The sequence below is a fragment of the Acinetobacter wuhouensis genome, from assembly GCF_001696605.3.
In the GTDB taxonomy this organism is placed as follows: domain Bacteria; phylum Pseudomonadota; class Gammaproteobacteria; order Pseudomonadales; family Moraxellaceae; genus Acinetobacter; species Acinetobacter wuhouensis.
This window is the reverse complement of the sequence record NZ_CP031716.1, coordinates 3321585-3333912: the sequence shown is the minus strand read 5'-3', so window position 1 is coordinate 3333912 and position 12328 is coordinate 3321585. Positions and strand designations below refer to the sequence as shown.

General features: G+C 40.7%; 20 protein-coding genes. 17 read left to right on the top strand and 3 right to left on the bottom strand.

Translation table 11 applies throughout. The features are described 5' to 3' along the window. Nucleotide 1: 1 nt before the first annotated feature. From rplX to BEN71_RS16510, 17 genes are all read left to right on the top strand, one after another. Nucleotides 2–319 carry a 50S ribosomal protein L24 gene (rplX, locus tag BEN71_RS16590; RefSeq protein WP_068973574.1) on the top strand — a complete coding sequence of 106 codons (318 nt, stop codon included), beginning with the start codon at nucleotides 2–4 and terminating at the stop codon, nucleotides 317–319. A gap of 16 nt (nucleotides 320–335) precedes the next feature. Further along, complete coding sequence (rplE, locus tag BEN71_RS16585) at nucleotides 336–872, top strand: 50S ribosomal protein L5 (protein WP_068973575.1); 537 nt, start codon at nucleotides 336–338, stop codon at nucleotides 870–872. A gap of 9 nt (nucleotides 873–881) precedes the next feature. Then, entirely contained in the window at nucleotides 882–1187 is a 306-nt protein-coding gene (gene rpsN, locus BEN71_RS16580; protein WP_068973576.1) for a 30S ribosomal protein S14, read from the top strand. Between the two features lie 13 nt (nucleotides 1188–1200). Next, complete coding sequence (gene rpsH / locus BEN71_RS16575; protein ID WP_068973577.1) at nucleotides 1201–1596, top strand: 30S ribosomal protein S8; 396 nt, start codon at nucleotides 1201–1203, stop codon at nucleotides 1594–1596. Between the two features lie 13 nt (nucleotides 1597–1609). After that, on the top strand, nucleotides 1610–2143 hold the full coding sequence (rplF, locus tag BEN71_RS16570) for a 50S ribosomal protein L6 (RefSeq protein WP_068973578.1): 534 nt from the start codon (nucleotides 1610–1612) through the stop codon (nucleotides 2141–2143). 14 nt (nucleotides 2144–2157) lie between these two features. Beyond that, nucleotides 2158–2508 (top strand): 50S ribosomal protein L18, encoded by a 351-nt coding sequence (gene rplR, locus BEN71_RS16565; protein WP_004725713.1) that lies wholly within the window; start codon nucleotides 2158–2160, stop codon nucleotides 2506–2508. 2 nt (nucleotides 2509–2510) lie between these two features. Further along, nucleotides 2511–3008 carry a 30S ribosomal protein S5 gene (rpsE, locus tag BEN71_RS16560; protein WP_004825184.1) on the top strand — a complete coding sequence of 166 codons (498 nt, stop codon included), beginning with the start codon at nucleotides 2511–2513 and terminating at the stop codon, nucleotides 3006–3008. A 6-nt stretch (nucleotides 3009–3014) separates the two neighbouring features. Beyond that, a complete protein-coding gene (rpmD, locus tag BEN71_RS16555; protein ID WP_068973579.1) occupies nucleotides 3015–3191 on the top strand; it encodes a 50S ribosomal protein L30 in 177 nt (58 codons plus the stop codon). 3 nt (nucleotides 3192–3194) lie between these two features. Further along, nucleotides 3195–3635: a 50S ribosomal protein L15 gene (gene rplO, locus BEN71_RS16550; RefSeq protein ID WP_068973580.1), complete on the top strand. Its 441-nt coding sequence runs from the start codon at nucleotides 3195–3197 to the stop codon at nucleotides 3633–3635. Nucleotides 3636–3680: 45 nt separating this feature from the next. Then, nucleotides 3681–5000, top strand: a complete 1320-nt coding sequence (gene secY, locus BEN71_RS16545) for a preprotein translocase subunit SecY (protein WP_171064902.1) — start codon at nucleotides 3681–3683, stop codon at nucleotides 4998–5000. Between the two features lie 21 nt (nucleotides 5001–5021). Next, complete coding sequence (rpmJ, locus tag BEN71_RS16540; RefSeq protein ID WP_068973582.1) at nucleotides 5022–5138, top strand: 50S ribosomal protein L36; 117 nt, start codon at nucleotides 5022–5024, stop codon at nucleotides 5136–5138. A gap of 107 nt (nucleotides 5139–5245) precedes the next feature. After that, nucleotides 5246–5602 carry a 30S ribosomal protein S13 gene (gene rpsM, locus BEN71_RS16535; RefSeq protein WP_005012957.1) on the top strand — a complete coding sequence of 119 codons (357 nt, stop codon included), beginning with the start codon at nucleotides 5246–5248 and terminating at the stop codon, nucleotides 5600–5602. Nucleotides 5603–5621: 19 nt separating this feature from the next. Then, nucleotides 5622–6008 carry a 30S ribosomal protein S11 gene (rpsK, locus tag BEN71_RS16530; RefSeq protein WP_001040166.1) on the top strand — a complete coding sequence of 129 codons (387 nt, stop codon included), beginning with the start codon at nucleotides 5622–5624 and terminating at the stop codon, nucleotides 6006–6008. Between the two features lie 12 nt (nucleotides 6009–6020). Then, a complete protein-coding gene (gene rpsD, locus BEN71_RS16525) occupies nucleotides 6021–6647 on the top strand; it encodes a 30S ribosomal protein S4 (RefSeq protein WP_068973583.1) in 627 nt (208 codons plus the stop codon). Nucleotides 6648–6664: 17 nt separating this feature from the next. Then, on the top strand, nucleotides 6665–7672 hold the full coding sequence (locus BEN71_RS16520; protein WP_004816876.1) for a DNA-directed RNA polymerase subunit alpha: 1008 nt from the start codon (nucleotides 6665–6667) through the stop codon (nucleotides 7670–7672). Nucleotides 7673–7690: 18 nt separating this feature from the next. Next, the gene (rplQ, locus tag BEN71_RS16515) at nucleotides 7691–8056 is read left to right on the top strand and encodes a 50S ribosomal protein L17 (RefSeq protein ID WP_004281488.1); all 366 of its coding nucleotides are present in this window, start codon (nucleotides 7691–7693) and stop codon (nucleotides 8054–8056) included. Between the two features lie 211 nt (nucleotides 8057–8267). Beyond that, complete coding sequence (locus BEN71_RS16510; RefSeq protein ID WP_068973584.1) at nucleotides 8268–9758, top strand: flavin-containing monooxygenase; 1491 nt, start codon at nucleotides 8268–8270, stop codon at nucleotides 9756–9758. 51 nt (nucleotides 9759–9809) lie between these two features. Here BEN71_RS16510 and BEN71_RS16505 read toward each other — a convergent pair whose 3' ends face one another. From BEN71_RS16505 to BEN71_RS16495, 3 genes are all read right to left on the bottom strand, one after another. Beyond that, nucleotides 9810–10355 (bottom strand): hypothetical protein, encoded by a 546-nt coding sequence (locus BEN71_RS16505; protein WP_068973585.1) that lies wholly within the window; start codon nucleotides 10353–10355, stop codon nucleotides 9810–9812. 398 nt (nucleotides 10356–10753) lie between these two features. After that, nucleotides 10754–11287, bottom strand: a complete 534-nt coding sequence (locus BEN71_RS16500; protein WP_264757097.1) for a TetR/AcrR family transcriptional regulator — start codon at nucleotides 11285–11287, stop codon at nucleotides 10754–10756. A 70-nt stretch (nucleotides 11288–11357) separates the two neighbouring features. Continuing rightward, entirely contained in the window at nucleotides 11358–12218 is an 861-nt protein-coding gene (locus tag BEN71_RS16495; protein WP_068973587.1) for a phytanoyl-CoA dioxygenase family protein, read from the bottom strand. Between the last annotated feature and the right edge of the window lie 110 nt (nucleotides 12219–12328).

The following is a 12328-nucleotide window of genomic DNA, read 5'->3' as shown; positions in this document are numbered from 1 at the left end:
CATGGCTAAGATTAGAAAAGGCGATCAAGTAATTGTGATCGCAGGTAAAGAAAAAGGCAAACAGGGTACTGTGTTGTCTGTTTCAAATGACCAAGTTAAGGTTGAAGGCCTTAACTTAGTTAAGAAGCATCAAAAGCCGAACCGTGCAACAGGTGCTGAAGGCGCTATCGTTACACAAGAAGCTTCGCTTCATATTTCAAATGTAGCAATTTTTAATGCTGCAACCCAAAAGGCTGACCGTGTTGGTTACCAAGTGACTGAAGGCGTGAAAACTCGCGTTTACAAGTCAAATGGTGAATCAGTGGCGGTAGCGAAGTAATAGGTTGAAATAGGCTATGGCCAGACTTAAAACGCGTTATAACGACGAAATCCGAGCTAAGTTAAAAGAAGAACTTGGTCTAGGTAATGTGATGGAGATTCCTCGCATCACAAAAATCACTATCAACATGGGTGTTGGTGATGCTGCTGCTGACAAGAAATTGTTAGATGGCGCTCTTTCTGATATGCAAGCTATTGCTGGTCAAAAACCAGTGCTTACTTTAGCTCGTAAATCAATCGCTGGTTTTAAAATCCGTGATGGTTGGCCGATTGGTTGTAAAGTAACTTTACGCGGCGAACGTATGTACGAATTCTTAGACCGTTTGATCTCTATCGCGATCCCTCGTATTCGTGACTTCCGCGGTTTTTCTGCGAAATCATTTGATGGTCGTGGTAACTATTCAATGGGTCTCAAGGAACAAATCATGTTCCCTGAAATCGATTTTGATAAGATCGATCGTATTCGTGGTATGGATATTACTATCACTACGACTGCTCGCACCGATGACGAAGGCCGTGCACTTATTCGTGCATTTGGCTTCCCGTTCAAATAAGAGGTCGATATGGCTAAGAAAGGTATGATTAATCGCGAATTGAAACGCGAAGCAACAGTTGCTAAATACGCTGCAAAACGTGCTGAATTAAAAGCTACGATTGCAAACGTAAATGCTTCTGATGAAGAACGTTTCGATGCGATGATGAAGTTACAAGCATTACCACGTAATGCATCTCCAGTACGTCTTCGTAACCGTTGTGGTTTAACTGGTCGTCCTCATGGTTACTTCCGTAAGTTCGGCTTAAGCCGTAACAAATTACGTGACACAGTAATGCAAGGTGACGTACCGGGCGTTGTTAAGGCAAGCTGGTAAGGAGCGACTATAAATGAGTATGCAAGATACCGTTGCCGACATGCTAACACGTGTTCGTAACGCACAAATGGCAAAGAAACAAACTGTTTCTATGCCTAATTCTAAGTTGAAAGTTGCAATTGCAAACGTACTTCAACAAGAAGGTTACATTTCAAATGTAGAAGTTGCTGAAGTTGAAGGCAAAGCTACTTTGACAATTACTTTAAAATATTTTGAAGGCAAACCAGTTATCGAAACTGTGAAACGCGTAAGCCGTCCAGGTCTACGTCAGTATCGCGGTAAAGATGCACTTCCGAGCGTTAAGCAAGGTTTAGGTATTGCAATTGTTTCTACAAGCAAAGGCATCATGACTGATCGCGCTGCACGTTCTGCGGGCGTTGGTGGTGAAGTTATTGCTTTTGTTTCTTAATAGGTGATTCCTCATGTCTCGTGTGGCTAAAGCCCCAGTAACTGTACCTAATGGTGTAACAGTTACTCAGAACGGCCGGCAGGTCGAAGTGAAAGGCAGCAAAGGTACGTTGTCTTTCAACCTGCATGCGCTGGTCGAGCTTAAACAGGAAGAAGGTCAACTTCATATTGCTCCAGTTAAAGAATCTCGCGATTCTTGGATGCAAGCTGGTACTGCTCGCGCTGTTCTTAATAACCTTGTAAAAGGTGTTAGCGAAGGTTTCGAACGTAAGTTACAACTTATCGGTGTTGGTTATAAAGCTGCGGTTAAAGGTACTGTTGTTAACCTTAACCTTGGTTTCTCTCACCCGATTGATTACAACCTTCCTGAAGGTGTAACTGCTGAAACTCCAACAGCGACTGAAATTATCCTAAAATCTGCTGATAAAGCAAAATTAGGTCAAGTTGCTGCGGAAATCCGTGGTTACCGTCCGCCAGAGCCTTATAAAGGTAAAGGTGTTCGTTATTCTGACGAAGTTGTACTTCGTAAAGAAGCTAAGAAGAAATAAGGCGCGAGGTTCTTATGAACGAAAAGAAACAATCCCGTTTGCGTCGTGCGAAAAGCACACGCTTGCACATCCGTGCATTGGGTGCGACTCGTTTGTGTGTAAACCGCACGCCGCGTCACATCTATGCTCAAGTTATTTCTGCAGATGGTGGCAAAGTTTTAGCGCAAGCTTCAACTTTGGATGCATCACTACGTAGCGGTACTACAGGTAATGTAGATTCAGCTACTAAAGTAGGTGCTTTAATCGCAGAACGTGCAAAAGCTGCTGGTGTAACTAAAGTTGCATTTGACCGTTCTGGTTTTAAATATCATGGTCGTATCAAAGCCTTGGCTGATGCTGCTCGTGAAAACGGCTTGGAGTTCTAATCATGGCTAAAGTTGAACAAAACGAAGGTCTTGTTGAAAAGCTGGTTGCCGTTGATCGTGTAGCCAAAGTTGTTAAGGGTGGTCGTATCTTCTCTTTCACAGCATTGACTGTGGTTGGTGATGGTAATGGTCGTGTAGGTTTTGGTCGCGGTAAAGCTCGTGAAGTTCCTGCTGCTATTTCTAAAGCACTTGAAGCTGCACGTCGCAACATGATCACTGTTGATCTTGTTGACGGTACTGTACAACATCCTATCAATGCTCGTCATGGCGCTAGCCGTGTTTACATGCAACCTGCATCAGAAGGTACTGGCGTAATCGCTGGTGGTTCTATGCGTGCAGTTTTAGAAGCTGCTGGTGTACGTAACGTATTGACTAAGTGTTATGGTTCTACTAACGCAGCGAACGTTGTAAACGCGACTTTTAACGGTTTGCGTGATATGACTTCTCCTGAGAAAGTAGCTGCGAAACGTGGTCTTTCAGTAGAACAAATTTTAGGGTAATCAATCATGAAAACGATTAAAGTTACCCAGACTAAATCTTCTTCACATCGTTTGAAAAATCACAAACTTTCGTTGAAGGGTTTAGGTCTGCGTCGTATTGGTCATACAGTAGAAGTGGTAGATACTCCTTCTAACCGTGGTATGATCAACCAAGTCTACTATATGGTTAGTGTAGAGGAATAAGCCATGACTCTGCGTTTAAATACAATTGCACCTGCAGAAGGTGCTAAGCGTGATAACCTTCGTTTAGGTCGTGGTATCGGTTCTGGCGTTGGTAAGACTGGTGGCCGTGGTGTTAAAGGTCAAAAATCACGTAAAAGTGGTGGCGTTCGTCCAGGCTTTGAAGGCGGTCAAACAGCGTTATATCGCCGTTTACCTAAATTCGGTTTTACAAGTCAATTGGCTTTGAAAACTGCTGAAGTACGTTTGTCAGAGCTTGCTAAAGTTGAAGGTGATATTGTTTCACTTGAAACTTTGAAAGCTGCGAATGTTGTACGTAAAGATATGTTACGTGCTCGTATCGTTCTTTCTGGTGAAATCACTCGTGCATTCACTGTTCAAGGTGTTGCATTGACTAAAGGCGCTAAAGCTGCTGTTGAAGCTGCTGGCGGTAAAGTCGAGGAGTAATCGCGAGTGACTATGTCTCCTAGTTCTTCAGGTCATGTTAACATGATGAAAGGCCAACCATTTCATGTGAAATACCGTGAAATTATTCGCCGATTAATGTTTTTAATTGGTGCATTGGTGGTTTTTCGACTAGGAGCGCATATTCCTCTGCCGGGTATCGATAATGTCGCTCTAGAACGTTTTTTCAAAGCTAATGAAGGTACTTTTTTAGGTTTGTTTAATATGTTCTCGGGTGGAGCATTAGAACGAATGTCCATTCTAGCGTTAGGGATCATGCCTTACATTTCTGCGTCGATTATCGTGCAGTTAATGTCAACAGTGGTTCCTTCGTTAGAAGCTTTAAAGAAAGAAGGCGAGCAAGGTAAGCGTAAGATTAATCAATATACGCGTTATGGCACGCTCTTACTTGCATTAGTCCAAGGTATTGGAATGTGTGCTGGTCTAATTAGTCAGGGGATTACTTTGACTTCAGGACTGGCTTTTTACGTTCCAGCACTAACATCGTTAGTTGCAGGTACTATGTTCTTGATGTGGTTGGGTGAGCAAATAACTGAACGTGGTGTTGGTAATGGTATCTCAATGATTATCTTTGCAGGTATTGTTGCTGGCTTACCAAACCTAGTGATTCAAGCATTTACTTCGGTAGATAATGGTCAATCAAGTTTAATTGGTTTGGCTGTATTTGGATTGCTATCAGTTGCTGTTTTAGCAGCAATCGTGTTTATTGAGAAAGCTCAACGTCGTATTCCTGTAAACTATGCTCAAAAACAACAAGGTCGTCGTGTATTCACTGCACAGCAAACACATTTGCCATTGAAAATTAACATGGCAGGGGTTATTCCAGCAATTTTCGCAAGTTCGTTATTGTTGTTCCCTGCAAGTTTAGGTCAATGGTTGGGTAGTGCTGATCCAAATGCAGGAATTGTAAAACGTAGCCTTCAAGATTTGGCATTGGTATTATCGCCTGGACAACCGTTGTATTTGGTGCTCTTCGGTGCGCTCATCATATTCTTCTGTTATTTCTATACGGCGCTTGTATTTAGCCCGAAAGAAGTATCAGAAAACTTGAAGCGTAGCGGAGCTTATGTACCTGGTATTCGCCCAGGTGAGCAAACTGCTCGTTACTTAGATCATATTCTTAATCGTTTGACGTTTATTGGTGCAATTTACATCACTGTGATTTGTTTGATGCCGATGATTCTGCAAAGTTCATTTGGTATTCCGTTCCACCTTGGTGGTACATCATTGCTGATCGTAGTTGTAGTTGTGATGGACTTTATGGCTCAGCTTCAAGCTCATCTCACATCTCATCAATATGACAATCAATCGTTAATGAGAAAAACGACTGCTCATCCTAAGGGATAAGCGCACTTAGAAGGTTTCATCATGAAAGTACAAGCTTCTGTAAAGAAAATTTGTGGTAACTGTAAAGTTATCAAGCGTCATGGGGTTATTCGCGTAATTTGCAGCGCAGAACCTCGTCATAAGCAGCGTCAAGGTTAATTTAATTAAGACCTGTTGATTTCAGTAGGCTAATTAGGTTATTATCCGCCCCTCAAGATTTTTGTGGGGCGGTTGATTATCTCTACTGCCTTTTTGGAGAAATTTGAATGGCTCGTATTGCCGGTGTAAACATTCCGGATAACAAGCATGCTGTTATCTCTCTCACGTATATTTTTGGTATTGGCCGCCACACTGCTAAGAACATCTTAGCTGCTGCAGGTATCGCTACTACTACTAAAATCCGTGAATTAGATGATGCTCAGCTTGATGCGATTCGTGCTGAAGTTGCTAAGGTTCCGACCGAAGGTGACTTACGTCGCGAAATTTCCATGAACATTAAACGTTTAATGGATTTAGGCTGCTACCGCGGTCTTCGTCATCGTCGCAGCTTGCCTGTTCGCGGACAACGCACCAAAACTAACGCACGTACCCGTAAAGGTCCGCGCAAACCTATTAAGAAATAAGATTTCTGGAAGCTAAAAGATGGCTAAAGATACTCGCACACGCAAGAAGGTCACTCGTACCGTCTCTGAAGGTGTTGCACACATTCACGCTTCTTTTAATAACACCATTGTTACGATCACAGATCGTCAAGGTAATGCATTGGCTTGGGCTACTTCAGGTGGACAAGGCTTCCGTGGATCACGTAAATCAACTCCGTTTGCTGCTCAGGTAGCTGCTGAAGTTGCTGGTAAAGCTGCTTTAGATTACGGTTTGAAAAACTTGGACGTCCTTGTAAAAGGTCCTGGTCCAGGTCGTGAATCTGCGGTTCGTGCATTAGGTGCAGTGGGTTATAAAATTAACAGCATTACCGATGTGACTCCGATTCCGCACAACGGTTGCCGTCCACCTAAAAAACGTCGCGTGTAAGGAGAAACATTCATGGCTCGTTATATTGGTCCAAAATGCAAACTCTCTCGCCGCGAAGGGACAGACCTGCAATTAAAATCTGGCGTTAAACCTTTTGACGTCAAAACTAAAAAAGCTGCTAAAGCTCCTGGTCAACATGGTCAGGCGCGTGGTGGTAAACAATCTGAGTACTCACTACAATTACGTGAAAAACAAAAAGTACGTCGTATGTACGGTGTTTTAGAGCGTCAATTTAGTAACTACTATAAAGAAGCTGCTCGTGTTAAAGGCGCAACAGGTGAAAACTTGTTGAAATTGCTTGAAAGCCGCCTCGATAACGTTGTTTATCGTATGGGTTTTGGTTCTACACGTGCAGAAGCTCGTCAGCTTGTATCTCACCGTTCAATCACTTTAAATGGTCGTCGTGTTAACATCGCGTCTATCCAAGTTAAAGCGGGCGATGTGATCGCAGTTCACGAAAGTGCTAAACAACAATTACGTATCAAAAACGCAATTGAATTAGCTACTCAACGTGGTACAGCTGCTTGGATTGAAGTAGATCATTCAAAACTTGAAGGTACATTTAAATCTGCACCTGATCGTTCTGATTTACCAGCTGAAATCAACGAAAGCTTGATTGTAGAATTGTATTCTAAATAATCCTTGAGGTAGCAATAATGACGCGTACTGCAAACGAGTTTCTAACTCCGCAAGCGATCAAGGTCGAAGCGGCAAGCGGGACCTCGGCAAAAGTGATTCTTGAACCATTAGAGCGTGGCTTTGGTCATACTCTAGGTAATGCTTTACGTCGCATCCTATTATCTTCTTTACCTGGCGCTGCTGTGGTTGAAGTTGAGATAGAAGGTGTCGAGCACGAGTACAGTACTTTAGAAGGCTTGCAGCAGGACATCGTCGAGCTCTTGCTGAACCTAAAAGGATTGTCTATTAAGCTGTTCGATCAAAACGAAGCATATTTAACATTAGAAAAACAAGGTCCTGGTGATGTTACTGCCGCAGATCTTCGTTTACCTCATAATGTTGAAGTGGTTAACCCTGAACATTTGATTGGCACTTTAAGTGCTTCAGGCTCATTAAAAATGCGCTTGAAAGTTTCTCAAGGCCGTGGCTATGAAACTTCTGATTCACGCTTCCCAGAAGGCGAAACTCGCCCTGTAGGTCGCTTACAGTTAGATGCTTCTTATAGCCCGATCAAACGTGTGTCTTATACCGTTGAAAATGCGCGTGTAGAACAACGTACTGACCTTGACAAGCTTGTCATTGATCTTGAAACAAATGGTACTGTAGATCCAGAAGAAGCAATCCGCAAAGCGGCAACAATCTTGCAACAACAAATTGCAATTTTTGTTGATCTTCAGAAAGATCAAGCTCCAGTTGCTCAAGAACCACGTGAAGAAGTTGATCCAATCTTGCTTCGTCCAGTTGATGATCTAGAGCTTACTGTTCGTTCTGCTAACTGTTTGAAAGCAGAAAATATTTACTACATTGGTGATCTTGTACAGCGTACAGAGGTTGAGCTACTTAAAACGCCTAACCTTGGTAAAAAATCGCTTACAGAGATCAAAGATGTTCTGGCTTCTAAGGGCTTACAGCTCGGCATGCGTTTAGAGAACTGGCCACCAGCTAGTCTCCGTATGGACGATCGTTTCGCCTATCGTAGCCGTTAATTAAGTAGGACTATCACCATGCGTCATCGTAATAGTGGTGTGAAATTAGGCCGTACAAGCAGTCATCGTAAAGCGATGTTCCAAAACATGGCTAACTCTTTGTTCGAGCACGAGTTGATTAAAACAACTGTGCCTAAAGCAAAAGAGTTACGTCGTGTAGCTGAGCCTTTAATCACTTTAGCTAAAAACGATACAGTAGCGAACCGCCGTTTGGCATTTGCTCGTACTCGTTCAGCAGCAACAGTTGGTAAATTATTTACCGTTCTTGGCCCTCGTTATAAAGAACGTAACGGCGGTTATCTACGTGTTCTTAAAGCTGGTTTCCGTGCAGGTGATGCTGCGCCGATGGCTTATGTAGAACTTGTGGATCGTGAAGTAAACTAAGTTTACTCACGCCATAGAACAATCGGTTGTTCGAAAAGGTCGGTATTTTACCGACCTTTTTTATGCTTTAAAATTAACAATTTTGTCTGACAATCTGTTATTTTGTCCTGAATTGACATGAATTTCGTCAGAAATATGCAAACTTGACATTGCGTATTGTCAAATTTGTGCTTTAATAAAAATGTACTTTTAAAAAGGTTATAAAAAGAAAATGGAAAAGCAAGTCGATATTCTCATCGTTGGCGCAGGCATCTCTGGTATTGGTGTTGCTGCTCATTTATCTAAAAATTCACCACAGCGTTCGTTTGAAATTATTGAGCGTCGTGAAAGCTTTGGTGGAACTTGGGATTTATTTAAATACCCAGGGATTCGTTCAGATTCAGATATGTCTACATTTGGCTTTAATTTTAAGCCTTGGCAAAAAGCTAATGTTTTGGCTGATGGTGCATCGATTAAAGGTTATGTGGCTGAAGTTGTTGATGAATTTAAATTAAAAGAGAAAATTCATTTTAACCACCGTGTTCGTACAGCAAATTATGATTCTTCGATGAAGAAATGGGTTGTAGAAATTGAAGATCCGAATGGTAAATTGCAAACTTGGGTTGCCAATTTTGTTGTAGGGTGTACTGGCTATTATAATTATGATCAAGGTTATCAGCCAGATTATCCTGGTAAAGAAAACTTTAAAGGTCAATTTATCAATCCACAATTCTGGCCAGAAAATTTAGATTATACTGGCAAAAAAGTGGTGATTATTGGTAGTGGTGCAACAGCAATTACCTTAGTACCTGCGATGTCAAAAGGCGGCGCAGGGCATGTAACGATGTTGCAACGTTCGCCAACGTATATTGCTTCGATTCCTTCGGTTGATTTTGTGTATGACAAGATGCGTAAGGTATTGCCAGAAGATATTGCTTATAAATTAACTCGTGCACGTAATATTGGTATGCAACGTGGTATTTATGCTTTAGCTCAGAAGCAACCTAAAGTCTTGCGTAAATTGTTATTAAAATCGATTGAAATGCAGCTTAAAGGTAAGGTGGATATGAAACACTTTACACCGAACTATAATCCATGGGATCAACGTTTGTGTGTGGTTCCTGATGGTGATTTATTCAAAATTTTACGTTCGGGTAAGGCGAGTGTTGAAACAGATCATATTGAAAAAATTACTGAAACAGGTATTCAATTAAAATCAGGTCAGCATTTAGACGCAGATATTATTGTTTCTGCAACAGGTTTGGAGATCCAAATTTTAGGTGGAATCAAAGCGACATTAGATGGTAAACCACTCAATACTTCTCAGCATATGTTGTATCAAGGTGTAATGGTCAGTGATGTACCAAACATGGCAATGATCATCGGTTATATTAATGCATCATGGACATTGAAAGTGGATATTGCTGGTGAATATATCAGTCGCCTTGTGAATTATATGGATAAAAAAGGCTTTGATGAAGTCATTCCACAAGGGGATGCGACTGAATTGATGGAAGATACAGTAATGGGTAGCTTATCGTCAGGTTATATTGCTCGTGCAGCAAATGTGATGCCGAAACAAGGTAAGCATGCGCCATGGAAAGTGACCAATAACTATCTTGCTGATCGTAAAGAGCTTAAGAATGCTAAGTTTGATGATGGCGTGTTGAAGTTTCATAAGCGTGAAGCTCAAGCAGCAAAAAAGCCTAAATTAGTTTCTTAATTTGCTCAAAGCAAATATAGGGAACATTAAAGGAGCTTAAGCTCCTTTTTTTTATTGGTGTGATTGTTCAGAGTCGTGATAGTAGTTTTTTTCACCTAAACCGATTGTCCAAAAATGTTTAGCTTTATCCAAATCCACCAATAACCAATCCTGATTTTCTAAATATTCGTTATTTTTTTTCATTTCTGTAATATTTTCCATAACGTCTTGTTCTGTGTACTGTCGCCAAATGCCGACAGAAATATTTAAAAAAGTAAAACAATGATCAGCTTCGCTAAGATCAACATGACCATTATTTTTTTCTGTGAGCAGTTGGATAAGATTGTTCGCATCAATTTGAAATGGATCAACACCATAAATAGAAAGTTTAGTTTTTTCTGGATAAGGTCCGTTTATAAACTCAATAAATTCAATGCTTTTATTTTGATTGAGATCAATACGCAGTTCATATTGATCATAATATAGTTGCACAGCATCTGAGTGTTCAGCAGGCTGTCCAAGCAGATGGATAAGCTCTGTTTGAGATTGCCCTAAAGCAATATGGCCAATATTTTCAATATCGATACCATGAAGCGGGATCATGTTGATTTTGATCATTTTGTGTAAACCTTAAAATTTTAGTTTTTCATTCAGCCATTTTTATTGTCTATAGATAATAATACAGTCAAATGTGGTGTGCTGATCGTTCATCGTATATTTTCAGTATTGGATTGAATTGAAGCGCTTGAAAGTGAGATTGAGTTTTAAGTTATATAGAACATCAATGGTATTTTATACTGCATAAATAGCTCAACTGATTCAGCGAAAATACTGCCTTGGGAATTGACTGGTATTTTGCCTAGACCAAGAAAAAGGAGCGTTAGCTCCTTTTTTATTTTTTATATAAGGGGAGGATGATATTGTAAAATTTGATCACGAGATACCTAATAAATTTCATCTCGGACATGAATAATATGCAAAAGCTTGAGTGGTGATTTTCGCTTTATCGCTCAACTTTATTTGTATTCAAGAGAAATACATGGAACGATCAATTTCCATGCAGATTTTGCTAGATCTTCAGCCATAGGGCGCTGATCTTGTGGTTGTTGAAGTGCTGAACGCATGAGTTCTCGCACACCACCCAAGACAAAAGTAGCAAGATCATGTGCTGCTATATCTTGACGGATTACGCCTTGTCGTTGACCTTTTTGAAAATTACGAGTTCCTTCTTCAATCTGTGCGGTTATTCTGGCTTGCTCTATATCAACAACGATAGATTCTCTTCGTAATGAGCCAAGTATTACCGTTGACAGGGGATTGCTCTGATAAAAAATTGCAAGATTTAAAGTACGTTCCCATTCACGCTTTAGCCAATCAGATTCATGTGATACTGAAAATAAAACTTCCGCATCGAGTTTATCGTAAAAGGCTTCTACAACTGCTGCGATGAGACCTGCTTTAGAGCCAAAGTAATGATAGGCTAAACCAACTGAAACTTGAGCACGACGCGCAACTTCAGCCATTTCAATATGACCATTACCTTCGATCATAATTTCATTTGCTGCATTTATAAGGGTTAACGTGCTTATTGAAGCATCCCTAACCCTGCTTTTTTTAGGTTTATTCATCGGTATTTTGATGTTCCAGTAATCTTTTAGGATGCATGCCATCCACCATCCCAAAAAACGGTGGGAAAATACTATATCCCATCATACGTAATAAATCTTCAGACAGTCCCTTTGCTGTTTCCAGTGGCACTTCCATCATAAAATTTTCTTGTTGACGCAACCAAGGTTCACAATATTGGCATGTAAAACCTAAACGCGCAGCGTTTGAATGGTTTGCTCCACCACCATGCCATAAGGTGCCTAGAAATACTACAACCGATCCCGCGGGCATTACACAAGGAATAGCTTCACTTTCGAGAGGCGTTCTTTCCCCATCCCAAAGATGGCTGCCTGGGATGACTGAAGTTGCACCATTACTTGTGGTAAATTCATCGATTGCCCAAACTGTTGCAGCACCAATAGCATTCCTCGGGCGGGGCACAACATATTGCCCATCATCTGTATGTAATAATTGTGCGTTTTCACCTGGTAAAATTTTGATGACTTGCATCTGAGATAACAAATAGTTTTGCAATAAAATGCGATCAAGCAAGGCTAAGACACGTGGATGCTGTGCCATTTTGTCAGCTGCTCTAGTTTTGGCAAGAACATTATATACACGCTGAGTTTTAACCCCCTCAAATGTATTTCGTCCTGTGTGATTCAGCAGGGGATTTATGTTTTGTTTTATCTCCTCTAGTTCTTCATGCGTTAACAGGTTTTGAATAATGACATAACCATCCGTTAACAAATTTTTTAGATCATTTTCAATGAGTACAGGATCAATCTCTTCAGTCCCAGTGCTTTTCGTCCATGTGTGGCGACCGGCTAAGTCTTGACTTAATTCATTGAGGTTTTTAACTACTTTTGTCATTTTAAACTTCCTTCTTGTTTTGAATTGAATTTAATTCAATTTGAAATAAAATACAAATGGGGTATGTAAAATTTTATGTAAAGTATTATTTTTATAGCTAATATAGATGA

Bases quoted from the DNA above. Each gene is read 5' to 3' on its own strand.
- BEN71_RS16520 (WP_004816876.1), top strand. From the start codon at position 6,665: ATGACGCGTACTGCAAACGAGTTTCTAACTCCGCAAGCGATCAAGGTC.
- rpsE (WP_004825184.1), top strand. From the start codon at position 2,511: ATGGCTAAAGTTGAACAAAACGAAGGTCTTGTTGAAAAGCTGGTTGCC.
- secY (WP_171064902.1), top strand. From the start codon at position 3,681: ATGAAAGGCCAACCATTTCATGTGAAATACCGTGAAATTATTCGCCGA.
- rpsH (WP_068973577.1), top strand. From the start codon at position 1,201: ATGAGTATGCAAGATACCGTTGCCGACATGCTAACACGTGTTCGTAAC.
- rpsD (WP_068973583.1), top strand. From the start codon at position 6,021: ATGGCTCGTTATATTGGTCCAAAATGCAAACTCTCTCGCCGCGAAGGG.
- rplX (WP_068973574.1), top strand. From the start codon at position 2: ATGGCTAAGATTAGAAAAGGCGATCAAGTAATTGTGATCGCAGGTAAA.
- BEN71_RS16500 (WP_264757097.1), bottom strand. From the start codon at position 11,287: ATGATCGAAGGTAATGGTCATATTGAAATGGCTGAAGTTGCGCGTCGT.
- rplQ (WP_004281488.1), top strand. From the start codon at position 7,691: ATGCGTCATCGTAATAGTGGTGTGAAATTAGGCCGTACAAGCAGTCAT.
- BEN71_RS16510 (WP_068973584.1), top strand. From the start codon at position 8,268: ATGGAAAAGCAAGTCGATATTCTCATCGTTGGCGCAGGCATCTCTGGT.
- rpsK (WP_001040166.1), top strand. From the start codon at position 5,622: ATGGCTAAAGATACTCGCACACGCAAGAAGGTCACTCGTACCGTCTCT.
- rplR (WP_004725713.1), top strand. From the start codon at position 2,158: ATGAACGAAAAGAAACAATCCCGTTTGCGTCGTGCGAAAAGCACACGC.
- rplF (WP_068973578.1), top strand. From the start codon at position 1,610: ATGTCTCGTGTGGCTAAAGCCCCAGTAACTGTACCTAATGGTGTAACA.
- rpsM (WP_005012957.1), top strand. From the start codon at position 5,246: ATGGCTCGTATTGCCGGTGTAAACATTCCGGATAACAAGCATGCTGTT.
- rpsN (WP_068973576.1), top strand. From the start codon at position 882: ATGGCTAAGAAAGGTATGATTAATCGCGAATTGAAACGCGAAGCAACA.
- rplE (WP_068973575.1), top strand. From the start codon at position 336: ATGGCCAGACTTAAAACGCGTTATAACGACGAAATCCGAGCTAAGTTA.
- rplO (WP_068973580.1), top strand. From the start codon at position 3,195: ATGACTCTGCGTTTAAATACAATTGCACCTGCAGAAGGTGCTAAGCGT.
- rpmD (WP_068973579.1), top strand. From the start codon at position 3,015: ATGAAAACGATTAAAGTTACCCAGACTAAATCTTCTTCACATCGTTTG.
- BEN71_RS16495 (WP_068973587.1), bottom strand. From the start codon at position 12,218: ATGACAAAAGTAGTTAAAAACCTCAATGAATTAAGTCAAGACTTAGCC.
- BEN71_RS16505 (WP_068973585.1), bottom strand. From the start codon at position 10,355: ATGATCAAAATCAACATGATCCCGCTTCATGGTATCGATATTGAAAAT.
- rpmJ (WP_068973582.1), top strand. From the start codon at position 5,022: ATGAAAGTACAAGCTTCTGTAAAGAAAATTTGTGGTAACTGTAAAGTT.